This window comes from Desulfuromonas sp. TF (assembly GCF_000472285.1).
Classification (GTDB): Bacteria; Desulfobacterota; Desulfuromonadia; order Desulfuromonadales; family ATBO01; genus ATBO01.
Genome location: NZ_KI421413.1, coordinates 38,087 through 62,922, shown reverse-complemented (window position 1 = coordinate 62,922; position 24,836 = coordinate 38,087). Strand labels below are relative to the sequence as shown.

Genomic DNA, 24,836 nt, shown 5'->3' with positions numbered 1-24,836 from the left:
GTTGACACCGGCGATCCAAATAAGTATAAATACTCTCCGTTCGCCGAAGTGGTGGAACTGGTAGACACGCCATCTTGAGGGGGTGGTGGGCGACAGCCCGTGCGAGTTCGAGTCTCGCCTTCGGCACCAGCAACAAACAAACCCGGCTCTGTTATACAGAGCCGGGTTTTTGTTTATCCGCCGCCGAAGCGGACCAGTCCGGATCGGCGTTTCGGCTTCAGCCAGATACCAGAATGCTCGGGCGATGGCAGTTGCCCGAGAAAGAATCGTGCCTGGGCGGAAATCTTTTTTACTGCTTGGCTCTTTTAGCAGCCCGTGCCCTGGCCAGATTTTCACCCAGTCCGCGGTCCACAGCCATCTGCCTTCTGGTTTCCGAATAGGCCTTGGAGGCAAGGGACTGGCTTCGGGGAATCCCGAATTTCTTACGGTATTCACTGGGCTTCATATCATGGGTCGTTCTCAGATGGCGACCGAGGGTTTTCATGCCTTTGCCGCACAGCATGCAGAAGATCTGATTTTTCCCGAATGCTTTCTTTTTAGAGACCGCCGGCGTGCCCTCCTCCTCTTTCATTTCTCCGGCAGGCGATTCTCCTTCCATCCTGGAAAGAGTAAGATAAACGTCCTGCAATTCCGCCAGGAGTTCCGCCCTGGTCATCGCAGAATTGGACGCATGAGCACTGACAATATTGGTTGCCATGTCGAGCAGGTTAGCCATGATTTCCTCCTGTGAGTGTGTTATGTTTACCTATAACACGCCCCAGGTTATAATCAATGCAGTCGCACAATTTTTCGATACTTACCTGAAATGTTTAATTCATCTCGATCCGATTATCGCTAGTCTCTCTGCTTTCCAGAAGTGATATCGGAAGGAAGTATATAACAGATCGCTGCCAAAGAGCATGAGCCTTGCTTGAACCTGTGCATTCCGCCGATAACACGATCGCCACGGAAAAATTAAAGGCCGGCTCCTGTGAGGATAAACCTCATCAGAACCGGCCGTTATGTATTCCGGGTGGAGATGTATCAGAATTAGACCCGGGCAAGAATCAACAACCACAACCGCAATTGTGACAGACGATTTTGTCGCTTCCTTCCGGTTCGATTGTTTCGGGTGCGAAGGCTACCCGGCTCAGACCACGGCGGACATCCTCCAACGGTTCACGGTTGGGGCTCGCTCCGATGATGTGACCCAGACAGAGATTACCGATCCCGTCGCGTGGGGACCGGATGCGAATCGAGTTGAGAAGATCTCCATATCCGTTGATATCGAAGCTCAGGGTCTTATCCTTGAGATATTCAACCCGGATGTTTAGGGGAGCAAACTCCTCAGCGATGCGGTCAAAAAAAGCGGCGAGCGTTTTTTCCTCAAGGTCGAGTCGCCAATCGCTGCGAGGATAACGGCGGCTATAAAAAACGACTGTAATCACTTTTTGCGTCATGAGTATCCATCGTTTTCTGCTATTTATTGCTTTGAAGGGGTGAGCATCCTGACTCCGGCCGGCTGATCCGTCTCCGTGTTCAGAGGAGTACGTCGGAGAGTAGCCGAATGCACTCCTTCTTTCCCCGGCCGAAGAAACTTGAGAGTTACCGCCGTGCCAGTCTCTCCCCACAGGTAACGGGAGACGACTTCAGTGAAATCGCTCCCCTTCAGGGAAAAATCATCCACCTTGATGATCAGATCACCCGGAAGGAGGCCCCCCTTGGCCGCCGGTGCTCCTTCGATCACATTCAGCACGACGAGTTCGCCTTCGATGGTGGGAACCACCTGCAGCCCTACACCGCCGAAAGAATTTTCCGCGGCCGGCGAAGTTCCGGCACCCACGAGAAAAAATGCGAGGAAAAGCCCGGCGAAACTCGCGGCGGACCGCCACCGGCGCTTATTTACAGCTGGTGAATCCATGAAGTATCCCCGCTCCCCTGCCGCAGCACCTCGGCCTTGTCGTCGATAAGACTGACGACCGTGGAGGGATCCCCGAGCAGGATTCCGCCGTCCACCACCATGTCGAGCATCCGCCCCATGGATTCGTCGATCAGGGAAGGGTCGTTAAAGGTTTCTTCGCCGGAAACGTTGGCGCTGGTGGTGACCAGGGGGTGCCCAAGTTCACGGACGATGGCCAGTGCGATAGGATTATCTGGAATCCGGATACCTACCGTCTTCTGGCGGGTGGTCAGGAGATCCGGAACCATGCGGGTTGCCTCGAGGACAAAGGTATAAGGTCCGGGCAGGTTCCTCTTCATCGTTTTGAAGGCGAAGTTACTGACTTGGGCGTAATTGGCCACATCCGAGAGATCGGCGCAGATAAAGGAGAAAGGCTTGCGGGGGTCGCGGTGCTTGATCTGATAAATTTTCTTGACCCCTTTTTTGTTGAAAATGTCGCATCCGATCCCGTAGGTGGTATCCGTGGGGTAGGCAATGACCCCTCCCTGCTTGAGAGATTCCACTACTCGATGGATGAGCCGGGGCTGAGGATTTTCCGGATTGATGTTCAGGACCATACATCTCCTCCTGATAAGTCACTGCATAAAAAGCTAACCAAGACAGGCACCTTCAACAGGTACTTATTGGACGAAGAGTTCCCCACTTCCCAACCGGCAGAATCTCCCCATCGTCATGGAGCAATTTTACCATACTGCGATTCGATGAGACATCATCTCCATCAAAGAAGATATTTCAAGCTTTCGATCCGGCGCAGTGAGGCGTAGATCGCCTGGACCTGATCGGCATTGTGCAGACGCACTGAAATCGTGACACAAAGATAGGTTCCGCGGCTGCTGGATCGAGTGCGCACCCCATCACCGGAAACAGGGACAACAGACGAAACAGCTTCCCGTACGGCAAGTACGAAGCTGTCATCTTCATCCCGGGGGCCGAAGGCCTTGAATTGATAATCACAGGGAAACTCCAGCAGTTGAGACAATGCGGACGGCTCATCCATCTGATGAACCCTTCATGATCCCGTATGGCCGAATCCGCCGCAGCTTCGGGGCGTATCTTCCAGGCTTTCGGATATGGTTAAAACAGCACGGCGAACCGGAGCAACGACTATCTGCGCGATGCGGTCCCCCGGCGTGATGATCACCTCTTCAGCGCCGTGATTGATCATGATGACCCCGATCTCGCCACGATAATCGGCGTCGACGGTGCCGGGGGAATTGACCAGGGTCAGACCCTTTTTCAGTGCGAGGCCGGATCGCGGCCGCACCTGCCCTTCAAATCCAGCCGGAATAGCCAGAGCGATGCCGGTGGGGACCAGGCTCCGCTCACCGGGAGCCAGTCGCAATGAAACATCGAGACAGGCAAACAGATCCATGCCTGCGGCACACTCCGTCATGTAACGAGGAACAATAGCGCCCTCACGCAGACATTGCACCTGAATATTCAGCGGTTCCATGAATACGATCCTTTACTGCAAGGATTTCGAATCCCTGACGACTCCCCTGAGGGGGGATTCAGGCGAGGGTCAAACCGGATAGCGGGTAATCGCTTTCCCGGACTTTGCCCACCATCTGAAGATTGAGATAGTCGTCCTTAAAGATGAAGCCGGCCAACTTCTGAATGTCATCGGCGCTCACCTGGTCAATCCCCCTGATAACCTCTTTAATGGACAGGTTCCTGCCGAGATAGATCTCGTTTTTGGCCAGCCGGGTCATGCGATTGTCGGTGCTTTCCAGGGACAGAAGCAAGTTTCCCTTGAGTTGTTCCTTGGCCGAATGCAATTCCTCCTCGGATACGGCTTCGGCTCGGAAGCGGGCAAGTTCTTTCAGAAGGATATTGACCACCTTCGGCGCCTCATTCGGGGAAGTCCCCGAGGAAACAACAAGCGCACCGGCATCGGAGTGACAGTTCAGGTAGCTGTAGATGGAATAGGCGAGGCCCTGATCCTCCCGAACGTTCTGGAAGAGGCGGGAACTCATTCCTCCGCCGAGGATAGTATTCAGCAGGTAGGAAACAAAGCGATTGGGATGATTCTGGGGCAACGCACGGGTTCCCAGGCAGATATGGACCTGCTCGAGATCTTTTTCGAGGATATTGAGGCGGCGGCGATAATCGGGGAGTGAGCAGAGAGGAGGCCTCTCGCCGGTTTTTATGCGGCGAAAGGCCTGATTGATATGCTCCACCAGCTGTTCGTGCTTCAAGTCCCCGGCAGCGCAGATAAGGATATTCTTTCCGCAGTATCGATCTTCCAGATAGGACAGAAGATGATCACGGGAAATCTTCCCTACCGTGTTCCCGGTGCCGAGAATGGAATGCCCGAGCGGATGGTTTTCCCAGAAAGTCTGGCAGAACAGTTCGTGTACCTGATCGTCCGGCGTGTCATCCACCATATGAATTTCCTGGAGGATGACACGCCTTTCCTTCTCTATTTCGTCAGGGTCCAGAATGGAATGAAGGACGATATCGGAGAGGAGATCGACCGCCAGCGGGAGTCGTCTGGCCAGCACTTTGGCATAATAGCAGCTGAACTCGCGACTGGTGAATGCATTGAGCACCCCGCCGACCGAATCGATCTCCTTGGCGATTTCCTGCGCACTTCGGCGCTCGGTCCCCTTGAAGAGCATGTGCTCAATAAAGTGGGAAATGCCGCTTTGGGATAGATCCTCATGGCGCGACCCGTTTTCCACCCAGAAACCGAGGGTGGCGGAATGGGCCGTGGGAATTTCCTCCGTTATAACGCGAATACCATTTTCAAGGACCGTTTTATAAATCATTCCTCCGCCCTGTTCACCCTTCACTCGGGGAGGGTCTGACCTAAAGCCTCTTTGCGCGAAAGCTTGATCTTGCCCTGTTTGTCTATCCCAATGCACTTTACGAGCACCCGGTCACCTTCATTGAGGATATCGGTGACATTGCGGACCCGTTCCTTGTCCAGTTCCGAAATATGTACGAGACCGTCCATTCCGGGGAAAATCTCGACAAAGGCGCCGAACTCCATGACCTTCCGGACCGTTCCTTCGTAGAGTTTGCCGACTTCAGCTTCCTGGGTGAGATCGCGGATCATCTTGATGGCTTTCTTGCATGCGTCGCCATCGGCGGAAGCGATGTTGATCCGGCCATCGTCCTCGATGTCGATGGAACAGCCGGTCGCTTCGATGATGCCACGGATGTTCTTGCCGCCCGAACCGATAACGGTACGCACCTGATCGGATTTGACGTAGATGGTGGTAATCCGGGGGGCATAGGGAGAGAGTTCGGCACGAGGAGCGGAGATCGCCTCGGCCATCTTCCCCAGGATGTGAATACGTCCTTCCTTGGCCTGCTCGAGAGCCTGCTTCATGATTGCTCTGTCCACGCCGGTGATCTTGATGTCCATCTGCAGGGCGGCGACGCCCTCGGCAGTGCCGGTGACTTTGAAGTCCATATCGCCCAGATGGTCCTCGTCGCCGAGAATGTCGGAGAGAACCGCCACATCGTCGCCTTCCTTGATCAGACCCATGGCGATGCCCGCCACCGGGGCCGAGATCGGAACACCGGCTTCCATCAGGGAAAGGGAAGAGCCGCAAACGCTGGCCATGGAAGAGGATCCGTTCGACTCGAGAATATCGGAGACGATGCGGATGGTATAGGGAAAATCATCCCACTTGGGGAGCACCTTGGCGATGGAGCGCTCGGCCAGCATGCCGTGCCCGATCTCCCGGCGGCCCGGAAAGAGGCGCATGCTCGTTTCCCCGACGCAGAAGGGAGGAAAATTGTAGTGAAGAAGGAATTTCTTGAATTCCATCCCCTGGATGTTGTCCATGCGCTGTTCGTCCGACGAGGTTCCGAGGGCCACGGCCACCAGTGCCTGGGTCTCGCCGCGGGTGAACAGGGCGCTGCCGTGGGCTCGAGGGAGGGTTCCGATCTCGGAGGTGATGGGACGGATGGTCTTCATGTCCCGACCGTCGATGCGCACCTTGTCCCTGACGACCATCTGGCGCACCACGCGCTTGGAAATGGAGCCGAGGATGGAGGAGATTTCCCCTGCCCGTCCTTCAAAGTCCGTCTCCAGAGCCTCTTTGACTTCATCCTTGATCTGGTCGATGGTGGCATAGCGCTCCTGCTTTTCGCGGAGCTTGGCGGCTTCAATGAGTTTCGCCTCGGCAAGTTCGGTTACCCTGGCTTCCAGTGCGGCATCCACCTCGGGAGCCCGGAACTCGCGCTTGGCTTTGCCGACCATCTCCTGCAGCTTGAGCTGCAAGTCGATCAGAGGCTGAAGAGACTGATGGCCGAAGAAAATTGCCTCAAGCATCTCGTCCTCGGAGACCAGGTCAGCTTCCCCCTCCACCATCATGACGGCATCCCTGGAGCCGGAAACGACAATCTCAATATCGCTTTCGGTCATCTGCTGAAGGGTCGGGTTGGCGATCAGTTGTCCCCCTACACGGCCGACGCGGACGGCGGCAATGGGTCCGTGGAAAGGGATATCGGAGACGGTGACCGCCGCCGAGGCCGCGACCATTGCCAGGGTGTCGGGATCGTTGACCAGGTCGGCCGAGATGACGGTCGGCATGATCTGGGTTTCGAAAAGATACCCCTTCGGAAACAGGGGGCGCATGGGACGGTCGATGAGGCGGCAGATCAGGGTTTCGCGCTCCGTAGCTCCTCGTTCCCGGCGAAAGAAGGATCCGGGAATCTTGCCGGCAGCGTAAAACTTTTCCTGGTAATTGACGGTAAGGGGAAAAAAGTCCATCCCCTCCCGCATCTTGGTGGCCGAAACGACCGTACACAAAACCTTGGTGTCGCCGTAGGTAATGACGATTGCGCCATGGGCCTGCCGTGCCATCTTTCCTGTTTCAAGGGTCAGCGGTTGACCGTTGAATTCAATTTCCACTTTGTGGTAAGCCATGTTTTTCTCCTTTTACCCCGGGCGAGACCGAAGACATCCCTGGAGCTTTTGTAAAACTGCGTGTGTTTGACAAAAATGACCAAAGGAGGATGGCCTGAGACAGCATCCGAAAACTCCTGCTTATACAGGATATCAGATCCTCTCTCCGGACAACCTCCAGAGTCACCAAAAAACGAAGGGCAGCAGACTCCCGCTGGGTCGAGGAAGTATGCTGCCCGGATTTACCTGCGGATTCCCAGAGCCTGGATGACCGTGCGATAGCGCTCGACATCCTTTTTCTTCAGGTAGTCCAGCAGACGTCTTCTCTGACCGACGATCTTGAGAAGACCCCGACGGGAATGATGATCTTTCTTGTGGGTACGGAAATGCTCGGTCAGATAGGTGATGCGCTCGGAAAGGAGAGCGATCTGCACCTCCGGAGACCCGGTGTCTCCCTCGTGGGTCTTGAACTTATCAATGATTTCCTGCTTGCGTTCCGTGGCGAGCACTGTGCCACCTCCTTTGAATGATGATGAATCAGGCCGTGGCCTGGTTTTGCCGTTGGAAAAAAGAATTTTTAGCACAAATCCATAAGGGTGTAAAGCAATATTCACTCATGTCCAGGACGGTTAAAAACCCTTAAAAGCTCAAAATCGCCGCGCTTTTCCTGGTTTCGCGAGGGAGCGAAGGAGGCGACCGCCAGCAGGTTTCCATCTCGGAGAAGCAGAACCTTCTTCCCTTCCTCCAAGTGCACTGGTCCGTCGACGGAAGTCAACTCCGGCGGCACGCCGTGTCGAAGACGGGACGCTGCCGCCTCCGACACGTCGAAAGAGGGAAATCCCCCCAGAGACTCCTCCAGGGAAAGCAGCCCAGGCGAAATACCGGCATTCGCATCTTCGGCGAGTTTTTCCAGGGTAATGCTGTCCGATTCCCTGAAAGTGCCGTTGCGGGTCCGTCGCAGGGCCGTCAGGTGGGCTCCCGGTCCCAGGGCGAGGCCGAGGTCGTGGCATAGGCTGCGGATGTAAGTCCCTTTGGAGCAGTCCACCTCGAAGGACATATAGGGGAGATGGACATCGATAATCTCCAGCCGCCGGATCTCAACCTGACGCGCCTGCCGTTCGATCTCTATCCCCTTCCGGGCAAGGCGGTACAGCGGAACACCGTCCTTCTTGAGGGCGGAATACATGGGAGGAACCTGGTTTACTGTCCCCTCCCAGGAGCGACAGGCCTCCGTCAGTTTTTCCTCCGTCACTCCAGCCACCGGCCGCCGTTCAAGGATTTCACCTTCGGCATCCTGCGTATCGGTGATTTCACCAAGCTTGAGGGTGGCCCGATAGGTTTTGTCTCCCTCCATGAGAAACTGGACGATGCGCGTCCCTTCGCCCACAGCGACCGGGAGAACGCCGGTGGCGAGGGGATCGAGGGTTCCGGCATGACCGACACGCCGGGTCCCGCACAGTTTGCGCACCCGCCGCACCACATCGAAGGAGGTCATCCCCTGCGGTTTGTCAATGATCAACAGGCCGTTCATCGCTCACTATCGGTAGTGGACCCGGGCATTTCATTAAGGAGAACATCGATTCGAGCGAAGACCGCCTTGCGAATCTCATCCAGAGAGCCGTCGAGAAGGGCTCCGGCGGCATTGTGATGCCCCCCGCCGCCAAGTTCGCGCGCCAGAGATCCCACATCCACCTTCCCCTTTGAACGCATCCCGACCTTAAAGGAAGAATGGGCTACCTGACGGAAGAAAATGGCCACTTCCACCCCGCGGATCGATCGGGGATAATTGACGAATCCGTCCGTGTGTTCAGCCCCGGCCCCGGTTTGATCGTACATCTCCGCGGTCACGGTAACGGATGCATAGCGCCCGCAGGTGGAAACGGTCAGGGTGGCAAGGGCCAGGGCCAGCAGGCGCAGCCGTTCGGCACCCTGGCTCTCGTAAAGTCCCGAAGCCACATCCCAGGGAGAGACTCCCTTATCCACCATTTCAGCGGCAATGTGAAAAGCTTCCGGATCGGCGTTGGAGTAGCGGAAAGACCCTGTATCCGAGAGAATGGAGGTATAAATGCAGAGAGCGACGGAAGGCGAAATCTCGATACCGCCTTCCGTGAGAATCCGGTAGATGAGGGCACCGGTTGCGCTGGCGCTCTCATCCACGAAACGAATTTCACCAAACTCCTCTGAATAGGGATGGTGATCGATATTGATCAGGATCCGGCAGTGTTCACGGAGATGGCTTCCCGCGCGCCGCAATTCACCCGAATCAAGAACGAACCCGGCGTCAAAAGGCGCACATCCCTCAAGATCTGTGACCACGGTTTCGGCGCCGGGGAGAAAAGCGAACGGTTCGAGGACTCCATCCCGATTGAATGCGGTGACATCCTTGCCGAGTTCACGCAAAGCGTTGGTCAGAGCCAAGGTGGAAGCCAGGGCATCGCCATCGGGATTCTCATGGGCGGCGACCAGAAAGCGCCTTCCTTCTTCAATTGTCTTCAGTATCGCCTTGATCATCGTCGGAATGGATTTCGCGGATCAGTGATTCGATGCGGTTGCCGTACTCCAGGGAAGTATCGTACTCAAAGAGGATGTCCGGAACATGCCGCAGTCGCAGACGCCGGCCGATTTCGCGGCGGACATAAGGAGTGGAGCTGCTCAGTCCTTTCTGGGTGTTTTTGCGCGCCTCCTCATCCCCCATCACCGAAAAATAAATGCGGGCAAGGTGAAGGTCCGGGGTAACCTCTACGCCGGTGATGGTCACAAAGCCGATCCTGGGATCTTTTAATCCCTTGAGCAGGAGTGAAGACACCTCCTTGTGGATCGATTCGGCGACTCGATGGGAACGTGAAGATTGCAAAAAAAAGCTCCTTAGAAGTGGAGATATTCCTGATGCAGATCGCCTACCTCGGCAAGGCCGGTACGGGCGATCTCATCCTGAATGCGTAAAAACACCGTGTGTATGGCCGCCTCGTCCCCGGCGACCATGCAAAATCCGATCTCGGAGCGCTGCCAGAGGTCGTGCAGTCCCGTTTCCGCGGCGGAGATAGGGAAGCGGGAGCGGCAGCGGCCGACGATCTTCTGCACGATTGAGCGCTTTTCTTTGAGGCTCTGCGGAGCATGAAGGATCAGTTCTACCCTGAGAACGCCCACCACCATTGCCTTCTCCGAATCAGAGAATCGTCTTCACCTCTTCCATTTCGAAGACTTCGATGATATCCCCGATCTTGAGGTCATTGTAATTTTCGAGGCCGATGCCGCATTCGTAACCGGCGGCAACTTCCCGGGCATCATCCTTGAAGCGCTTGAGCGAACTCATCTTGCCCTGCCAGACGACCACATTGTCGCGAACCAGCCGTACCTGGGCGCCGCGCAGCACTTTCCCATCGAGCACATAGCATCCGGCGATGGTCCCCACCTTGGAGACGCTGAATGTTTCGCGGACCTCCACCCGTCCCAGAGCCTTTTCCCTCAGAGTAGGTGCAAGGAGTCCTTCCATGGCATTCCGAATATCGGCAACCGCGTCATAGATGATGTTGTAGAGGCGGATATCCACCCCTTCGGTCTCGGCAAGGGCGGCGGCCTTTGGTTCGGGCCGCACGTTGAAGCCGAGAACTATGGCATCCGAAGCCGAAGCCAGGGAGACGTCACTTTCGATGATGCCGCCGACACCCGTGTGAATCACGATAAGACGGCAGGCATCCGTGGAAAGCTTGGAGAGCGAATCCTTGACCGCTTCCACCGAACCCTGGACGTCGCCCTTGAGGATAACTTTGAGCTCCTTGACGTCCCCTTCCTGGATGCGGGCATAGAGTTGTTCCAGGGAAATCTTGCTGGTTTTTGCCAACTCAGCCTCCCGCAGCTTCTGCTGCCGGTGCTGGGCCACGTCTTTAGCGGTCTTTTCATCCTCCACGGCATGAAAGGTATCCCCGGCATCTGGAACGCCGGAAAGTCCGGTTACCTCGACGGGGCAGGACGGACCCGCCTCCTCGAGGCGCTCGCCGCGATCGTTGATCATGGTCCGAACCCGGCCGTAGTGAACGCCGGTCACGATCGGATCTCCGACCTTGAGGGTGCCCTCCTGCACAAGGACCGTGGCCACGGGCCCCCGCCCCTTGTCCAGTCTCGCTTCGATAATGGCCCCTTTGGCGCGTTTGTTGGGGTTGGCCTTGAGATCCATGACTTCGGCCTGCAGCAGGATCATCTCGAGAATCTGATCGATGTTGGTCTTCTGCTTGGCGGAAACCTCCACAAAAATGGTGTCGCCCCCCCACTCTTCGGGGACCAGCTGAAATTCAGTCAACTCCTGCTTGACCCGGTCGGGATTGGCGTCGGGCTTGTCCATTTTGTTGATGGCGACGATGATCGGAACGCCGGCAGCCTTGGAGTGATTGATCGCCTCCTTGGTCTGGGGCATGACGCCGTCGTCCGCCGCCACGACCAGGACGACGATGTCGGTAACCTGAGCGCCTCGGGAACGCATGGCGGTGAAGGCTTCGTGACCCGGGGTATCCAGGAAGCTGATTTTCCGTCCGTCCAGTTCCACGTCATAGGCGCCGATGTGCTGTGTGATGCCGCCGGCTTCCCCGGCGGTGACGTCGGTGGTGCGAATGGCATCGAGCAGGCTGGTCTTTCCGTGATCGACATGTCCCATGATGGTTACCACGGGAGGTCTGGTTTTAAGATCTTCAGGCTTCTCTTCCTCCCCTTCCTTCAGGCCGGCATGATCGAGAATGGTCACTTCATCGAAGGCGACGTTCTCGACCTCGTAGCTGAATTCCGAAGCGAGGATCGCCGCCGACTCGAAGTCGAGGGGATGGTTGATGGTCACCATCTGGCCCTGGCGCATGAGTTCCTTGATCAGGTCGTTAGCCTTAACACCCATCCTCTTGGCCAGTTCACCGACCGTGATCACGTCACTGATGCGGATGATCCTCTTGATAGCTTTGGAAACGGTGACCTCGGTCTTTTTCGTGAGTCTTGCGGACTTGCGACCCTTGCGATAGCGATCGCCGCGATCCGGCTCAAAAACCTCGCGACGGCTACGGCGTTTCTCAGCTTCTACACGGCCCGCCGCCTCGCTATAGTCCGCACCTTTACCTTTTTTCTTCTTCTTTCCGCCTCTCGCCTCCTTGCCGGGAAACAACTCGTCGGGAGCAGTGGTCGGAACAGTGGGCGCGGCGGCTGTACGGCTCGGCCGGGACCCGGGCGCGGGTCGTCCTTCCCTGGGAGGCGCTCCGGTACGTTCCCTGCCGGGAGGCGCTCCGGTACGTTCCCTGGCGGGAGGTGCTCCGGTACGTTCCCTGGCGGGAGGTGCTCCGGTACGTTCCCTGGCGGGAGGTGCTCCGGGTCGATCCGTACGCGGACGCTCGCCGCGCGGACGTTCACCGCCAGGCGCTGCTCCCCGGGGTGTCGGAGCGGCAGCCTGGGGGAGCTCGACGCGGCCAAGGATCTTGGCCCGTGACGGAGTCACCTTCTCGGCTGCTTTCGGAGGAGCCGCCTTGGGAGTTTCTTCCTTTTTAGCCGCCGGGGCTTTGGGGATCGGGAGAGCCTCGGCTTTGATCTTATCGACCGGCCTCGCGGCTCCTTCGGCAGCAGCTACAGGCTTCTGTTCAGCCTTTTCAGCTGCCGCCTCAGCATCTGAAGGGGCGGTCTCCATTTCGCGGGTGGACGCCGGTTCCTTGACAGAGACCGTCGCAGCCTCTTTTTCGGCTTCTTCTACTGGCGTCTCTACCGGCTTTTCGACGGCAGTCGGGGCTAATTCAGCCGCGGCCAGAGGCGCCTCTTCGGGGACAGCGGGCTGGGGCACCTCCTTGCGCCGGCGGCGGATCAAGCCGGGTTTGACCAGCTTTTCTTCAACCTTCTCCACCGATGGGGTCGAGTCGTCCTCAAGCTTACGAATATCGTCCTCTTCCAGAAAGCTCATATGGCTTTTGGCATCAATACCCGCGTCCTCAAGACGATCCAGAAGATCCTTATTTTCCACGCCCAGTTTTTGTGCCAATTCGTATACCCGTATCTTTCCCATCAACTCTCCCCTACGATTTGCTTATATCTCACCAGCTCTACCATTATAGCTTTAGCAAGCGGGCCTGAAGCAAGTGCGATCACACTGCGTTCTCCCTTGCCCATCACCTGCCCCATGAAATCCTTGGTCAGCAGGCGGAAGCATGGAATTTCCATCCTGTCCGCCTTGCCGATGACCTTATCGGCAATTCCGGCGGAAACGTCTTCGGCCAGGAGAACAAAAGCGATCCGGCCGTGACCTCCGAGCGCACTCAGAACCAGATTGCTTCCGGAGACGGCTTTGGCCGATTTGCGCGCCATTCCCAGAAGAGCGACAATCCGCTCCAGGATCTGGTCGGCAAGAGCGGCAGTGAGCTCCCCTTCGTCGGGACGGCTTCCTGCCCGTCCCTTGAATGCCCGATCGAACTGATTCCGCCGGACCGCTGTCTCGATGCAGGACCGTTCAAGGCACGTATACGCCCCCCGACCCGGTAGTTTGCGCCGATAATCGACAAGAACCTCCCCCTGAGGTGAAAGAACGTAGCGGACAACCTGGTCCTGATCGCAAACGACCCGGCAGCCCAGACAGGTGCGCTGCGCCTTATTTCCGGATGAAGACAATGGTTAACCCTGTTCTTCTTCCTCGGCCGGTTCGGCGGTTTCCGCCACCGGTTCAGTTTTCTCAAGGACTCCCAACTCGCCCAGACGCTGGACAAGCTCTTCCTTGGTCATGGTGCTGCGTCCGGCAAGATTGTATTCCTTGGCCAGGGCATAGAGCTCATCCCGACTATAGGATGGAGATTCATCGATTTCGGAAGTCGCCTCATCCCCCTCGGCTTGGCGCAGTTCCTCGAGTTCGGATTCCGCCGCCCGTGTCTCGCTCTTGATGTCGATCTTCCAGCCGGTCAGCTTGGCTGCAAGCCTGACGTTTTGCCCTTTTTTACCGATGGCCAGCGAAAGCTGGTCGTCCGGAACGATAATCTCCAGGGCCTGTTCCTCGTTGTCGACATAAACCCGGGTGACTTCGGCAGGGGAAAGAGCGGAACAGGCAAACCTTCCGATATCCGGAGTCCAGTTGATGATATCGATTTTTTCACCACGCAGTTCGGACACCACATTCTGGACGCGGGATCCGCGCATTCCCACGCAGGCGCCAACCGGATCGACATCGGGATCATGGGAAACCACCGCAATCTTTGCCCGGCTCCCCGGTTCCCTGGCGACACACTTGATTTCCACAATGCCTTCGGCTATCTCGGGCACTTCGGAATAGAACAAGGCGGCGACCACTCCGGGATGAGTACGCGAGAGAATGATCTGCGGACCTTTCGGCGACAGACGAACGTCGGATATATAGGCCCTGACCCGGTCTCCCTGGCGATAATTTTCGCGGGGCACCTGCTCACGATGCGGGAGCAGAGCCTCGGCCCTTCCCAGGTCGACGATCAGGTCGCCTCGCTCATAGCGGCGGACAATGCCGTTGACCAGTTCACCGAGACGGTCCTTGAATTCATTGTAGACCCCCTCGCGCTCGGCCTCGCGAACTTTCTGTATGATCACCTGTTTGGCGGTCTGGGCGGCGATGCGGCTGAAGTTGCTGGCATCCATCTTCATCCCGAGAGAGTCGCCGACCTCGACATCGGGATCGATTTCGCGAGCTTCCTCCAGATCGATCTCCTTGTATGAGTCGTGAACCTCCTCAACGACGGTGACGAACTCAAAAAGCTCGACTTCGCCCATCTCATCATTGTAATGGGCTTCCAGATCCCGTGTGTTGCGGTATTTCTTATTGGCAGCCGACAATACCGCGGACTCAAGCGCCTCGACCAGAACGCCACGATCAATGCCTTTGTCCTTCACTACCTGATCAAGAATATGATTAAGATTCACTACCATTCCCTAGTACCCCCTGTAACTGTCTGTCCGAGAGTTAGTCACCACGCGGTCTCGGCCTTTTTATTCTGCTTTTGCCCGCGCATGGTTGCGCCAGGCAGGAGTTTAAAACTCGGGCTCCAGATTAGCATTGGCTATATCCTCCAGAGAAAGAACGATCTCTCCCCCCTTCTTGTCGACCTGGAGAATTCTCACCCTGCCGTCCTCGTACCCCAGCAATTTGCCAACAAATGTTTTTCGCTCGTAGCCCCGGTTGTCGGGATCAAGCTTTTCATGGGTTTTGATTTTGACCCGCTCTCCGCAAAAGCGCTCATAATCCTGCGCTTTCTTCAACGGCCGGTCCAGCCCCGGCGAGGAAACCTCAAGCCGATACGAAGTTTCGATCACATCCTCTACCTCAAGGAGAGCGCCGACCTCCCGGCTGACATCGACACAATCGTCGAGGGTGATGCCGCCCGGCTTGTCGATAAACAGGCGCACGACCCAGTTTCTGCCTTCCGGCTTGTATTCGAGCTCCACAAGTTCGAAAGACATGCTCTGCAAAATCGGAGAAACCAGGCCGCGAATTCTTTCCAGAGTCGTATCCTGCGACACGCTTGACACCTCTGCAAATAAAAAAAGTGAGCGAAGGGCCCACTTTTTACTGTGAACTATGAAATAACAGCTAACTGATACCACGAGAAAGTTCCGATTGCAAGTAAAAAAATCTAATTACCCCCTCCAGGTTTCAGGACCAGAGCGTCCAATATCCGACCCATCTCCTCGGCGTCGCCGGGATCGCGCAGAGGGTCCGTATAGTAGAAGAAGAACCAATAGGGCTCTGCAAAGCCGATGATTCCTGTGAATTTCATCGGATCGCCATGTTGCCGGTAACTGGCATTCACCCGGTAGGCGGAACCCGCTCCGGCCACTTTCACCTTGTCGGTTTTACTCTCCACTCCTTCAATCCCCTCTTCACTCGACAGGCTCTCTCCTGCATATCGGGCCGAAGAGGCCACGGTGCGATCGCGGGGAGCTTTTTCCTTCTCTTTCAAGGGGCTGAAATCGATCGTCAGTACCGCACCGCTATCCGGATTGAATATGAATAACTCGTTGGCCGCAAGGCGTTTGCCGGCCTCCGCCTTCAGACTCTCGGCATCGACCTGCTTGCCCTTATCCGCCAGTTCATGTTCGAGATGCTCGGCCGTCTCTCGAACGAGAAACTCGGGCGCCTGACGGGACATCTGCCACTTTTGTCCGGGCAGGTTCACCTCCAGGGCAATGCCCGGAACAATGGAAAGTGTTTCAGCTGCCAGAGAGGATGCTCCGGCAAAAAGCAGAACTACCACCAATAGTGCAATCCTGTACATGGAGCACCTCCGATCCGGTCAAAGACTGAGTGGGAAATATTTTTAATAGTATAACAGCAATCGCCCATGCGCCAATGGACTCAACGCGTCAATCCTGCCTGATCAGAAGCGACAGGCTTTCGGTGTGATGGGTTTGGGGGAACAGGTCAAAAGGGGTCGAGAAGATCAGGCGGTAACCTCCGTGAAGCAGAGGCTTGAGATCCCTGGCGAGAGTGGGCGGATCGCAGGAAACATAGATGATTTTAGCCGGACGGACGGAAAGCAGATCCCTGACCACCTCGTAGGCTCCGGTCCTGGGAGGGTCGAGAAGGACGAGATCCAGCCCCATGCCCCCGGCGAGTTTCCCTGCGGCGCCTTCGGCGGTGCGGGCATGAAAGCTCATATTGCTCAGGCCGTTTTCCCGGGCATTGTCCCTGGCCTTTTCTATGGCGGGTTCGAAATCCTCCACGCCGATTACCTCTTTCGCCTTCTGGGCAAGCGGCAGGGAAAAATTTCCCATGCCGCAGAAGAGATCGAGGACCCTCTCCTCTCCGGTCAGATCGGCCGCGGCAATCACCCCCTCCACAAGACGTCGGTTCTGCTCCAGATTGACCTGGGCGAAACCGCCTGGACCGTATGCCAGGCGCAGAGACCCTCCGGGAAGCGGATGGATATGCAGGTCTTCACCGCCGACGACGGGGATGATGGTGCTCTTCCGCCCGGTCTGAATGAAAATTGCAAAGCCGGCGCTTTCGGCCAGTGGAGAGAGAAAGGCGCGGAGTGCGTCGTGATCGGAACCGAGGGCATGAACGACGATCCGGACTTTATTCTCGTCATCGACGGCCATATCGACCTGTGGAATCCGTTCCGGACAGGGCGATTGCGGCAGCCATCGGCGGAAAAGGTGAAGAGCCTCATTGAGCGGCGATGCGGTAATCGGACAATTCTCAATGTCAACGACGAAATGGCTCCCACGCCGATAAAAACCCATTACGAAACCATTATCCGTCTGCAGGCATTTGAACTGAACCCGGCTGCGGTAGTTCCATTCCTCGGAAGATCGCACCAGGGGACGCAGAAGCTCCTCTTCCCCTCCCCCCTGGCGCCGCAGGGTGTCGGCAAAGATCTCCCCCTTCCACCGGCTCTGCGTCTCATAGGGCAGATGCTGCCATTGACAGCCTCCGCACACGCCGAATACAGGGCACGGAGGTTCTCGCCTTGCAGAAGAGGGCTCGATCAGCTCAAGGATTTCCCCCTCGGCGAACCGTTTTTTTTCCCGCACGATCCGGCAGCGAATCAGATCGCCCGGAGCGGTAAAAGGGACGAAGACCACCTTGCCGTCATGGCGCCCGACCCCGCTGCCGCCAAACGCCAGGGAATCGATGTTCAGATCCAATATCATCGGGAGTTCCGGAAGGGACGATGAACCTTGCTGCGTCGTGCCAGCTCCCTGACGATGAGCCGAAGCGGGAAAGAGGGCTGCGCCATGTAGGAAAAGGTGCTTCCGGTGAAGGAGTCGATGAGGCTGCGGCTGGTTTCCTCCAAAGCGTCTCCGGGAACTCCCATCTTTTCCAGAACCTGGGTGTAGACGTACCTTTCCCCCAGAACTTTACGAATGTTCACCCGCTCCGCATCAGAGTCGGCAAGTTGCTCGATGACTGCAGGGGTCAATGGAAAGATGCAGCGAACCTCGATTCGCACCCGGTGGTAATCGCCATAGTAGCGGTTGGAGCAGTTTATGAATTCGATCTTCATGCCGTTGGGAAGGTTTTCCGTCTGAATTATTTTTGTCATTGTTCTCTCGATAAATTCAGTGATGCCTCACGCGTCACTTTTCTTCCGCCGCTCAGCCTCTACCCAATCAATGCGGCTCCACAGTCCCTGGAGGATGCGAACATCGCGGTCGTTCAGCCCAGCCCGGCCGAAAATGCGTCGAAAGGAACGAAGAATATGCTCGGGGTTCTGGGAGTCGAGATAATCGATATCAAGCAGAGTCTGTTTCATATGGCGATACATCCCTTCCAGGGCTTTCCCCGTGGCCTGACGCTTGCGCCCATGGGTCATCCCTTTCGCCTCGCCAAGGGACTTGGCCGTTTCGTAGAGGCAGAGGGAAACGGCCTGAGAGAGGTTCATGGAGGGCAGTGCATCGGTGGTGGGAATGGTGATGAATCGCTGGCACAGGTCGAGCTCGGCCGTAAGGAGTCCCTTGTCCTCTCTGCCGAAAACCAGGGCTACCCGCCCTTTTTCCGTCCAAGGCAGGAGAAACCGGCCGGCCTCGTCCGGATGAAGAAAATCCTCCCGGTATTTCCCGAACCGGCGAGTGGTGCCGAGGGCCAGTTGGCAATCCGACAAGGCATCGGCGAGCCCGTTGAAGACGGCGGCGGCTTCCAGTACGGGGGAAGCCTTGACCGCCATGCGCCGTGCATCTTCCACCAGATGATCGACCTGGGGATTGACCAGGCGAAGGTCGCTGAAACCGAAATTCATCATGGCCCGGCAGACAGAACCGATATTCAACGGCCCCTGGGGCTCGACGAGAATGACGCAAATATTGGAAAGATTCATGGAACCTGCAAGGTAAAAAGGGAAACCATCAAGGCATAAACCATTGCACGCTGATAAAATCTGATAAAAGCGGATTGAAAAGCGGTTTAACCAAGTTTAACCCTTTTTGGTTTATGTTTTATCCGAAGTTATCAGATTTGATCAGATTTTATCTGCGTGCGGATTTTTGACTCTTTGAAGAAAAAATCCGGAAAAGGTTATCCCAGATCACCCAGTTCATACTGCAGCAGGGCCGCGCCGATGATGGCCGCCGATTCGGTTCGCAGGATGCGCGGTCCAAGGGAAACCGGCAGAAAGTCGAGTTTTCGGGCATCCGCCACCTCGTCGTCGGTGAAGCCGCCTTCGGGGCCGACCAGCAGGGCGATCCGGTTGGCATTGACTCCCTTCAGGGCTTCGCGGAGGGTCAGTTGAGCTTCGCCTTCGAACAGCATCAGTTTCAGGTCGGCATGACTCGCTTCGTAGATGGCGCCGTCCCAATCGAGAACCGGCGACAATTCCGGAAGCATGGCGCGGCGGCACTGTCTGGCGGCGCGGAGAATGACCTCGGGCCAGCGGTGGGACTTTTTCTGCCCGGCATCCCTCTCCTCCGGGGTCGTGGAATGACTGGAGGTGTATGGGACGATACGGGTAACCCCGATTTCGGTCAGTTTCTGCAGCACCAGTTCGAAACGCTCTTTTTGCGGCAGGGCCTGGTAGACCTCGATGGCGACGGGGCTCTCGACGGGCCGGTTGAACCGGTGGAAAGGGAGAAGCACCCCTCCCACGGCATCAAACGCGCCCAAGCGTGCCCGATAGAAACTCAACTCCGGGTCGACCACCGTGAAGATCTCCCCCTGACGTGCCTGCCAGCATTCCAGAGCCGCCGCGGCCATCGGCGAAAGGGAGACCTGGGACTCCAGCTCCGGGACCGCATCCAGCCGGACTACGCTGCCGCCCCCCCCTTTATTCGCGCATCCGGGGATCAAGACCCATCTCCCGGTATCGGACGAAACGCCTGCGAGAGGCATCCGCCAGCTCGCCGTCGTAAAGTTCGGCAAAATCGATGGCCAGCTCGAACTGGCGAACAAAGTCGGGATCGCAGGGCTTTCCCATGATCAGAATCCGCGCTCCGTTGGGATTGCGGTCGCAGCTGCCGATGACCACCGGCTCATCGAGGCAATCAACGGCGCCGTTGTCGAGGGCGTGGGGAAGGAAGGAACCCTTGCGCCAGGTCCACATGAAGCGATCGAGGGTCACCCCCTGGTTCTCATCGAGGACGGTGACAAGAACCCGTTTGCCCGCCTGAAAGAATTCCTCCGCCAGATCGCACAGATGCTTGGCTTTCTCAGGCTTCTTCAATCTGATGAATTCGATTCGGGTCATAACGATATCCGGGGGGGTGCATAGGTCCTATGGGACTTATGAGACCTATGCTTTCGCTTTTGCCTGCGCCGCGCTCGCACCGAGATCGATGGCCTGCATGTTGAGGGGAATGAACCGGTGGTTGCGCTCCGGCAGCGCGTTGTGAAGAGCGGCTTTGAGGCTGTCAAGGGAGACCACCGGGATCTTTGCCGCATAGGCCCCGAGGGCCACCATATTGACCAGACGGACATCTCCGGCTTCAAGGGCCATCTCGTTGAGCGGCATCCTCAGAATATCGATGTCGTCGCGCTCCTGCCCGAAGTCCTCAACCAACGAGGTGTTGACAAGACAGAGACCGCCCGGTCTGACCTTGCCGAAGTACTTCTCCATCGAAAGGGGATTGAAGATAAGGGCCGCAGCGGGGCGACCGATGATCGGCGAGCCGACTTCCTCGTCGGAAATCACCACCGTGCAGGTGGCCGCCCCACCCCTCTTCTCCACTCCGTAGGCCGGAAAATAGGAGGCGTTCATCCCTTCCCGGATGGCGGCATACGCCAGCAGGTTGCCGATCAGCAGAACCCCCTGGCCACCGAAGCCGGCCATGAATACGTCATAGTGCATGAAAAAACCCTCGGCTAACCGGCTGTCTGCCGGTCCTTAAAAGTTCCCAGCGCAAAATAGGGGATCATCTCGGCGGCCACTCTTTCGTTGGCGCTGAGCGGCGACATACCCCAGTTGGTGGGGCATGTGGAAAGAACCTCGACAAAGGAAAAGCCCTCCCCTCTCACCTGTACTTCGAAAGCCTTCCTGATCGCCTTTCCCGCCTGGATGATATTTCCGGGCGTATTGACCGCAACCCGGGCCACATAAGAGGTACCTTCCAGACCGGCGAGGAGTTCAGCCATCCGGATCGGATGTCCGTCCGAGGCGACATCCCGCCCGTAGGGGGAAGTGGTGGTCTTCTGCTGAGGCAGGGAGGTCGGCGCCATCTGTCCGCCGGTCATGCCGTAGGTGGTATTGTTGACGAAGATGACCGTGAGCTGCTCCCCCCGGTTGGCCGCGTGAATGATCTCACTGGTGCCGATGGCGGCCAGATCGCCGTCGCCCTGATACGTGAAGACGATCCTGTCCCGGTGCACCCGTTTGACTCCGGTGGCCACAGCAGGCGCCCGCCCGTGGGGAGCTTCCACGACGTCGACATCGAAATAGCCGTAAAGAAAGACGCTGCAACCCACCGAGGCGACGCCGATGGTGCGACCCTGCAGATCCAGGCTATCGATGACTTCGGCTACCAGGCGATGGGTGGTTCCGTGCTGGCAGCCGGGACAGAAATGAGTCGGCACATCCTTGAGCGCACGGGGACGAGAAAAAACCTGCAGACTTTCAGTCATGATCCCTCCCCGCAGTACCTGCTGATCTGTTCGCAGAGCTCCTCCGGGGTGGGGAGCGATCCGGCGCCCGGCGGCCGGCCGTAGAAGAAAACCTCGGCATCCCGGGAAACCGAGAGCCGGACATCCTCCACCATCTGGCCGTTATTGAGCTCGATGCACAGGACCCGCCTGGTAGAGGCGGTGGCCTGTCTGAAGACCTTTTCCGGGAACGGAAAAAGGGTGATCGGCCGAATCAGTCCTACTTTGAGCCCCTTTTCCCTTGCCATCCTGATGGCGGTCTTGGCGATGCGGGCCGCGGAACCGAAAGCGGTGACGATCAGATCGGCATCTTCGAGGCAGACACTCTCGAAGCGCACCTCCCTCTCTCTGAGTGCCTGATATTTCCCATGCAGCCGCCAGTTGTGCGCTTCGAGTTCCCCGTCCCCCAGGTAGAGGGATTTGACGATATTCTGTTCCTTCCGTTCACCCTTGCCGCTGACGGCCCAGTCCTTGGTCGGGAGATCGTCGGGCCGGACATAAGAATGGGGAAGAAGGGCCTCCTTCATCTGTCCCACCACCGAATCTCCAAGGAGCATGGCCGGAATCCGGTAGCGGTCGGACAGGTCGAAGGCGAGCATTGTCAGGTCATACATCTCCTGCACCGAATGCGGGGCCAGAACGATAAGATGGTAGCCGCCGTGACCGCCGCCCTTGACCGCCTGAAAATAATCGGCCTGAGAGGCGTCTATTCCCCCCAGTCCAGGACCGGAACGACAGATATTGACAATCAGCCCGGGGAGTTCGCTCCCCGCCATGTAGGAGAGACCTTCCTGTTTGAGGGAGATGCCCGGGCTGGAAGATGAGGTCATGGCCCTGGCGCCGCAGGCGCTGGCGCCGAGCAGCATGTTGATGGAGGCGATTTCACTCTCAGCCTGGATGAACTGACCCTCCCGTCGGGGGAGTTCACGGGACATATACTCGGGAATATCGCTCTGGGGAGTGATCGGATACCCGAAGTAATACCGGCACCCGGCCTCGATGGCCCCCATGGCGACCGCCTCGTTTCCTTTGACAAAAAGCCGTTGATTCAAAACATTCTCCACCTTCAACCCCACTTCTTGGCGCGATAAACGGAAATGGCGACGTCGGGGCACATCTGCCCGCACAGGGCGCATGAGGTGCAGCGCTCAAGGTTTTCCTGAGAGATCAACGCCGGCAGAAACCCCTGTTTGTTGATTTTTTCGCTCATCAGAATCAGCTTTCGGGGACATGCAACCGTACACAAAGCACATCCTTTACAGCGGAATTCATCGATAATCACTTTTCGCACGTCGTCAGAACCCTTCATCTTATCCGCACGCCTTGATGAGGCGCGCCATCATTTCATGCCCTTTTTCGATGTAAATACCGGAAGCGCGAGCCTCACGTTCATTGTAGCCGCTTGGATGACCGGCGGGAGGGAATTTCCTGCCTGAATCAAAAAGAATGAACGGGACGGGATCAGGGGTGTGCGTCATTTTACGCACCGGGGTGGGATGATCGGGCAGAACCAACACCCGGTACTCGCCGAGCTCGGGCAGACCGCGCAGGACGGTTCCCACAACCAGTTCGTCAAAGGACTCGATGGCCTGAATCTTCTGTTCCAGATTGCCGGCATGCGCCGCCTCATCAGGCGCCTCGACATGAAGGTAGACGAAATCCCGGGTTTTGAGCGCCTCCAGGGCCGCTTCGGCCTTTCCCCGATAATTGGTATCGATATAGCCGGTGGCCCCGGGAACCTTGATGACGTCGAGACCGGCATAGATGCCGATTCCTTTGATCAGGTCGACGGCAGAGATGACGGCTCCGGAAATTCCGAATTTCTCCCGCATGGTTTCCATGCGCGGAGCCCGCCCGTGTCCCCAGAGCCAGATTGAATTGGCCGTCGGCTGATCCTCTTTTTCCCTTCGTGCATTGACCGGATGGTTATAAAGAAGCAGCTGGGCCGAATTCATGAGATGGATCAGTTCCTTGGCCCCCTCCCCCTTCGGCAGATGTTCCTCTATGCTCTGCATGGTCAGGTCGTGGGGAGGTGTGAAGTTCAGCTTGTCCTTCCCACCCTTCCACACCATCAGGTGGCGATAGGAAACGCCGGGGTAGAAGCGAAACTCTCCACCTCCGAATTCCTCCTCCAGAGAGGCGATGAGCTCCCGGGCCTCGGCCGTGGAAATATGGCCGGCTGAAAAATCGCCCATGTAAAGCTTGCCGTAATGGGGAACGAGGTAGACAAGGTTAAGACGAAAAGCCACGTCCTCCGGACCAAGGTCAACCCCCATGCTGGCCGCCTCCAGGGGAGAACGGCCGCTGTAACAGGAGGAGGGGTCGTAGCCGAAGACCGACAGGTTGGCCACATCGCTTCCGGCGTGAAAGCCTGCGGGAACGGTCTCCACCATCCCCATCTGCCCCTTGAGCGCCAGAGAATCCATATTCGGCGTTCTGGCCGCCTCCAGAGGTGTTCTGTCTTCCAGCTCCGCGATCGGCTCGTCGGCCATTCCATCGCCGAGCAATACAATGTATTTCATGAAACCTCGGAAAAAACGTAATTGATGATTGGTAAAACGCTCCGCGGGAGAATGTTCAGCCCCTTGGATGGTACTGCTCGTGAATCCTGCGCAACCTCTCCCGGGTGACGTGGGTATATATCTGTGTCGTCGAGATGTCCGCATGCCCCAGCATGGTCTGCACCGACCGCAGGTCGGCGCCGTTTTCCAGCAGGTGAGTTGCAAACGAATGCCGGAGGGTATGGGGCGTGATGTTCTTACTGATGCCCGCTTCCAGCGCTCGGCGCTTTATAATCTTCCAGAACCCCTGCCGTGTCAACCCCCTACCCGAACGGTTGAGGAAGAGAATGGGGCTCCCTTCTTTTTCCAGAGAGGGCCTGCCGAAAGTCATATAGCGGCGCAATTCCTCGATCGCCATCTCCCCGATGGGGACGATCCGCTCCTTGCTCCGCTTTCCGAAAGCAGTGAGATATCCGACATCAAGCTGGAGACTTCCCAGTTTGAGACCGACGAGCTCCGAAACACGCAGCCCCGTCGCATACAGAATTTCGAACATGGCTCGGTCCCGCAACTCCAGAGGGCGTTCACCGGCCGGAGAGGCGAGGAGGCGCTCCACTTCACTTGGCGAAAGGGTGTGAGGCAAAGCGTTTAACATCTTGGGAGCCTCCACCCGGGAGGTGGGATTGGTCTCTGCGTATTTCTCCGCCAGAAGAAATTTATGAAACATCCTCAGCGAAACCAGAGTTCGAGCCCGGCTGCGCGGCGACAATCCGGCATCCTTCAGATGTGCCAGATAGCGCAATACCAGGGAGGGGGTTACCGCATCGAACCGGTCGATCCGTTCCCGTTCCAGAAAATCAAGATAGCGTGACAGGTCCCTGCCGTAGGCGTCCAGGGTATTGCGCGACAAGCCTCGCTCGACCACAAGATAATTGAGAAAAAGGTCGAGATATTGCTCCATAAAGTACTGCTTTCTCTAGTTAATACCATGGTGGG

Annotated in this window: 29 protein-coding genes and 1 tRNA gene; 1 reads left to right on the top strand and 29 read right to left on the bottom strand. The window is 57.1% G+C overall.

The window, feature by feature from the left end; all coding sequences use genetic code 11:
- Positions 1-42 precede the first annotated feature (42 nt).
- A tRNA-Leu gene (locus DTF_RS0102795) sits at positions 43-129 on the top strand.
- Positions 130-289: 160 nt separating this feature from the next.
- Here DTF_RS0102795 and DTF_RS0102790 read toward each other — a convergent pair.
- The 29 genes from DTF_RS0102790 to xerD all read right to left on the bottom strand — a co-directional run bounded on the left by DTF_RS0102790 (position 290) and on the right by xerD (position 24,801).
- Positions 290-715, bottom strand: coding sequence for a MucR family transcriptional regulator (locus tag DTF_RS0102790; RefSeq protein ID WP_027714081.1), 426 nt, complete (start codon positions 713-715; stop codon positions 290-292).
- Between the two features lie 331 nt (positions 716-1,046).
- Positions 1,047-1,439, bottom strand: coding sequence for a hypothetical protein (locus DTF_RS0102785; protein WP_027714080.1), 393 nt, complete (start codon positions 1,437-1,439; stop codon positions 1,047-1,049).
- A 23-nt stretch (positions 1,440-1,462) separates the two neighbouring features.
- Positions 1,463-1,900, bottom strand: a complete 438-nt coding sequence (locus DTF_RS25080; protein WP_051360789.1) for a PDZ domain-containing protein — start codon at positions 1,898-1,900, stop codon at positions 1,463-1,465.
- A complete protein-coding gene (locus DTF_RS0102775) occupies positions 1,882-2,496 on the bottom strand; it encodes an L-threonylcarbamoyladenylate synthase (RefSeq protein WP_027714079.1) in 615 nt (204 codons plus the stop codon). Before DTF_RS0102775 ends, DTF_RS25080 begins: the two co-directional genes overlap by 19 nt.
- Positions 2,497-2,657: 161 nt before the next feature.
- The gene (locus DTF_RS0102770; protein ID WP_027714078.1) at positions 2,658-2,936 is read right to left on the bottom strand and encodes a YbeD family protein; all 279 of its coding nucleotides are present in this window, start codon (positions 2,934-2,936) and stop codon (positions 2,658-2,660) included.
- 12 nt (positions 2,937-2,948) lie between these two features.
- Positions 2,949-3,392 (bottom strand): dUTP diphosphatase, encoded by a 444-nt coding sequence (gene dut, locus DTF_RS0102765; protein WP_027714077.1) that lies wholly within the window; start codon positions 3,390-3,392, stop codon positions 2,949-2,951.
- Between the two features lie 58 nt (positions 3,393-3,450).
- Positions 3,451-4,710 (bottom strand): pitrilysin family protein, encoded by a 1,260-nt coding sequence (locus DTF_RS0102760; RefSeq protein ID WP_027714076.1) that lies wholly within the window; start codon positions 4,708-4,710, stop codon positions 3,451-3,453.
- A 20-nt stretch (positions 4,711-4,730) separates the two neighbouring features.
- Positions 4,731-6,824, bottom strand: coding sequence for a polyribonucleotide nucleotidyltransferase (gene pnp, locus DTF_RS0102755; protein WP_027714075.1), 2,094 nt, complete (start codon positions 6,822-6,824; stop codon positions 4,731-4,733).
- A 221-nt stretch (positions 6,825-7,045) separates the two neighbouring features.
- Positions 7,046-7,312: a 30S ribosomal protein S15 gene (gene rpsO, locus DTF_RS0102750; RefSeq protein WP_027714074.1), complete on the bottom strand. Its 267-nt coding sequence runs from the start codon at positions 7,310-7,312 to the stop codon at positions 7,046-7,048.
- Between the two features lie 101 nt (positions 7,313-7,413).
- Positions 7,414-8,334, bottom strand: coding sequence for a tRNA pseudouridine(55) synthase TruB (truB, locus tag DTF_RS0102745; RefSeq protein WP_027714073.1), 921 nt, complete (start codon positions 8,332-8,334; stop codon positions 7,414-7,416).
- Positions 8,331-9,314, bottom strand: coding sequence for a bifunctional oligoribonuclease/PAP phosphatase NrnA (locus DTF_RS21585; RefSeq protein WP_035055547.1), 984 nt, complete (start codon positions 9,312-9,314; stop codon positions 8,331-8,333). The genes truB and DTF_RS21585 overlap by 4 nt, the downstream gene beginning before the upstream one ends.
- Positions 9,286-9,657, bottom strand: coding sequence for a ribosome-binding factor A (locus tag DTF_RS0102735; protein WP_027714072.1), 372 nt, complete (start codon positions 9,655-9,657; stop codon positions 9,286-9,288). Before DTF_RS0102735 ends, DTF_RS21585 begins: the two co-directional genes overlap by 29 nt.
- 11 nt (positions 9,658-9,668) lie before the next feature.
- Positions 9,669-9,956: a DUF503 domain-containing protein gene (locus DTF_RS0102730; RefSeq protein ID WP_027714071.1), complete on the bottom strand. Its 288-nt coding sequence runs from the start codon at positions 9,954-9,956 to the stop codon at positions 9,669-9,671.
- Positions 9,957-9,969: 13 nt separating this feature from the next.
- Positions 9,970-12,825 carry a translation initiation factor IF-2 gene (gene infB / locus DTF_RS0102725; RefSeq protein ID WP_027714070.1) on the bottom strand — a complete coding sequence of 952 codons (2,856 nt, stop codon included), beginning with the start codon at positions 12,823-12,825 and terminating at the stop codon, positions 9,970-9,972.
- Positions 12,825-13,424 carry a DUF448 domain-containing protein gene (locus DTF_RS21580; RefSeq protein WP_051360786.1) on the bottom strand — a complete coding sequence of 200 codons (600 nt, stop codon included), beginning with the start codon at positions 13,422-13,424 and terminating at the stop codon, positions 12,825-12,827. The genes infB and DTF_RS21580 overlap by 1 nt, the downstream gene beginning before the upstream one ends.
- A 3-nt stretch (positions 13,425-13,427) precedes the next feature.
- Positions 13,428-14,699 (bottom strand): transcription termination factor NusA, encoded by a 1,272-nt coding sequence (nusA, locus tag DTF_RS21575; RefSeq protein WP_081702764.1) that lies wholly within the window; start codon positions 14,697-14,699, stop codon positions 13,428-13,430.
- A gap of 102 nt (positions 14,700-14,801) precedes the next feature.
- Positions 14,802-15,290: a ribosome maturation factor RimP gene (rimP, locus tag DTF_RS0102710; RefSeq protein WP_027714069.1), complete on the bottom strand. Its 489-nt coding sequence runs from the start codon at positions 15,288-15,290 to the stop codon at positions 14,802-14,804.
- A 113-nt stretch (positions 15,291-15,403) separates the two neighbouring features.
- A complete protein-coding gene (locus tag DTF_RS0102705; protein ID WP_155890685.1) occupies positions 15,404-16,045 on the bottom strand; it encodes a hypothetical protein in 642 nt (213 codons plus the stop codon).
- A gap of 88 nt (positions 16,046-16,133) precedes the next feature.
- Complete coding sequence (gene rlmD, locus DTF_RS0102700; RefSeq protein ID WP_035055544.1) at positions 16,134-17,426, bottom strand: 23S rRNA (uracil(1939)-C(5))-methyltransferase RlmD; 1,293 nt, start codon at positions 17,424-17,426, stop codon at positions 16,134-16,136.
- Positions 17,423-17,818, bottom strand: a complete 396-nt coding sequence (locus tag DTF_RS0102695) for a hypothetical protein (RefSeq protein WP_027714066.1) — start codon at positions 17,816-17,818, stop codon at positions 17,423-17,425. The genes rlmD and DTF_RS0102695 overlap by 4 nt, the downstream gene beginning before the upstream one ends.
- 27 nt (positions 17,819-17,845) lie before the next feature.
- Positions 17,846-18,589, bottom strand: coding sequence for an RNA methyltransferase (locus tag DTF_RS0102690; protein ID WP_027714065.1), 744 nt, complete (start codon positions 18,587-18,589; stop codon positions 17,846-17,848).
- A 197-nt stretch (positions 18,590-18,786) separates the two neighbouring features.
- On the bottom strand, positions 18,787-19,554 hold the full coding sequence (locus DTF_RS21570; RefSeq protein ID WP_051360784.1) for a 16S rRNA (uracil(1498)-N(3))-methyltransferase: 768 nt from the start codon (positions 19,552-19,554) through the stop codon (positions 18,787-18,789).
- A complete protein-coding gene (locus DTF_RS0102680; RefSeq protein ID WP_027714064.1) occupies positions 19,532-19,951 on the bottom strand; it encodes a DNA polymerase III subunit chi in 420 nt (139 codons plus the stop codon). The genes DTF_RS21570 and DTF_RS0102680 overlap by 23 nt, the downstream gene beginning before the upstream one ends.
- A 45-nt stretch (positions 19,952-19,996) precedes the next feature.
- Entirely contained in the window at positions 19,997-20,551 is a 555-nt protein-coding gene (locus tag DTF_RS0102675) for a 2-oxoacid:acceptor oxidoreductase family protein (protein ID WP_027714063.1), read from the bottom strand.
- Positions 20,552-20,565: 14 nt separating this feature from the next.
- The gene (locus tag DTF_RS0102670) at positions 20,566-21,321 is read right to left on the bottom strand and encodes a thiamine pyrophosphate-dependent enzyme (RefSeq protein ID WP_027714062.1); all 756 of its coding nucleotides are present in this window, start codon (positions 21,319-21,321) and stop codon (positions 20,566-20,568) included.
- Positions 21,318-22,391 (bottom strand): 3-methyl-2-oxobutanoate dehydrogenase subunit VorB, encoded by a 1,074-nt coding sequence (locus DTF_RS0102665; protein WP_027714061.1) that lies wholly within the window; start codon positions 22,389-22,391, stop codon positions 21,318-21,320. The genes DTF_RS0102670 and DTF_RS0102665 overlap by 4 nt, the downstream gene beginning before the upstream one ends.
- A 14-nt stretch (positions 22,392-22,405) precedes the next feature.
- Complete coding sequence (locus tag DTF_RS0102660; protein ID WP_155890683.1) at positions 22,406-22,648, bottom strand: ferredoxin family protein; 243 nt, start codon at positions 22,646-22,648, stop codon at positions 22,406-22,408.
- Between the two features lies 1 nt (position 22,649).
- Positions 22,650-23,861 (bottom strand): cofactor-independent phosphoglycerate mutase, encoded by a 1,212-nt coding sequence (locus DTF_RS0102655; RefSeq protein WP_027714059.1) that lies wholly within the window; start codon positions 23,859-23,861, stop codon positions 22,650-22,652.
- A 55-nt stretch (positions 23,862-23,916) separates the two neighbouring features.
- Positions 23,917-24,801, bottom strand: a complete 885-nt coding sequence (gene xerD / locus DTF_RS0102650; protein WP_027714058.1) for a site-specific tyrosine recombinase XerD — start codon at positions 24,799-24,801, stop codon at positions 23,917-23,919.
- Positions 24,802-24,836: the final 35 nt, after the last annotated feature.

What these genes read in the sequence shown, in the direction of transcription:
- DTF_RS0102680 (WP_027714064.1), bottom strand. Translation starts at nt 19,951, where the DNA reads ATGACCCGAATCGAATTCATCAGATTGAAGAAGCCTGAGAAAGCCAAG.
- xerD (WP_027714058.1), bottom strand. Translation starts at nt 24,801, where the DNA reads ATGGAGCAATATCTCGACCTTTTTCTCAATTATCTTGTGGTCGAGCGA.
- DTF_RS0102775 (WP_027714079.1), bottom strand. Translation starts at nt 2,496, where the DNA reads ATGGTCCTGAACATCAATCCGGAAAATCCTCAGCCCCGGCTCATCCAT.
- DTF_RS0102790 (WP_027714081.1), bottom strand. Translation starts at nt 715, where the DNA reads ATGGCTAACCTGCTCGACATGGCAACCAATATTGTCAGTGCTCATGCG.
- DTF_RS0102670 (WP_027714062.1), bottom strand. Translation starts at nt 21,321, where the DNA reads ATGACTGAAAGTCTGCAGGTTTTTTCTCGTCCCCGTGCGCTCAAGGAT.
- infB (WP_027714070.1), bottom strand. Translation starts at nt 12,825, where the DNA reads ATGGGAAAGATACGGGTATACGAATTGGCACAAAAACTGGGCGTGGAA.
- DTF_RS0102690 (WP_027714065.1), bottom strand. Translation starts at nt 18,589, where the DNA reads ATGAATCTTTCCAATATTTGCGTCATTCTCGTCGAGCCCCAGGGGCCG.
- nusA (WP_081702764.1), bottom strand. Translation starts at nt 14,699, where the DNA reads ATGGTAGTGAATCTTAATCATATTCTTGATCAGGTAGTGAAGGACAAA.
- DTF_RS0102760 (WP_027714076.1), bottom strand. Translation starts at nt 4,710, where the DNA reads ATGATTTATAAAACGGTCCTTGAAAATGGTATTCGCGTTATAACGGAG.
- rlmD (WP_035055544.1), bottom strand. Translation starts at nt 17,426, where the DNA reads ATGATATTGGATCTGAACATCGATTCCCTGGCGTTTGGCGGCAGCGGG.
- DTF_RS25080 (WP_051360789.1), bottom strand. Translation starts at nt 1,900, where the DNA reads ATGGATTCACCAGCTGTAAATAAGCGCCGGTGGCGGTCCGCCGCGAGT.
- DTF_RS0102675 (WP_027714063.1), bottom strand. Translation starts at nt 20,551, where the DNA reads ATGCACTATGACGTATTCATGGCCGGCTTCGGTGGCCAGGGGGTTCTG.
- DTF_RS0102705 (WP_155890685.1), bottom strand. Translation starts at nt 16,045, where the DNA reads ATGTACAGGATTGCACTATTGGTGGTAGTTCTGCTTTTTGCCGGAGCA.
- pnp (WP_027714075.1), bottom strand. Translation starts at nt 6,824, where the DNA reads ATGGCTTACCACAAAGTGGAAATTGAATTCAACGGTCAACCGCTGACC.
- DTF_RS0102695 (WP_027714066.1), bottom strand. Translation starts at nt 17,818, where the DNA reads ATGACAAAAATAATTCAGACGGAAAACCTTCCCAACGGCATGAAGATC.
- DTF_RS0102770 (WP_027714078.1), bottom strand. Translation starts at nt 2,936, where the DNA reads ATGGATGAGCCGTCCGCATTGTCTCAACTGCTGGAGTTTCCCTGTGAT.
- DTF_RS0102785 (WP_027714080.1), bottom strand. Translation starts at nt 1,439, where the DNA reads ATGACGCAAAAAGTGATTACAGTCGTTTTTTATAGCCGCCGTTATCCT.
- DTF_RS21585 (WP_035055547.1), bottom strand. Translation starts at nt 9,314, where the DNA reads ATGATCAAGGCGATACTGAAGACAATTGAAGAAGGAAGGCGCTTTCTG.
- truB (WP_027714073.1), bottom strand. Translation starts at nt 8,334, where the DNA reads ATGAACGGCCTGTTGATCATTGACAAACCGCAGGGGATGACCTCCTTC.
- DTF_RS0102660 (WP_155890683.1), bottom strand. Translation starts at nt 22,648, where the DNA reads ATGAAGGGTTCTGACGACGTGCGAAAAGTGATTATCGATGAATTCCGC.
- dut (WP_027714077.1), bottom strand. Translation starts at nt 3,392, where the DNA reads ATGGAACCGCTGAATATTCAGGTGCAATGTCTGCGTGAGGGCGCTATT.
- DTF_RS0102655 (WP_027714059.1), bottom strand. Translation starts at nt 23,861, where the DNA reads ATGAAATACATTGTATTGCTCGGCGATGGAATGGCCGACGAGCCGATC.
- DTF_RS0102730 (WP_027714071.1), bottom strand. Translation starts at nt 9,956, where the DNA reads ATGGTGGTGGGCGTTCTCAGGGTAGAACTGATCCTTCATGCTCCGCAG.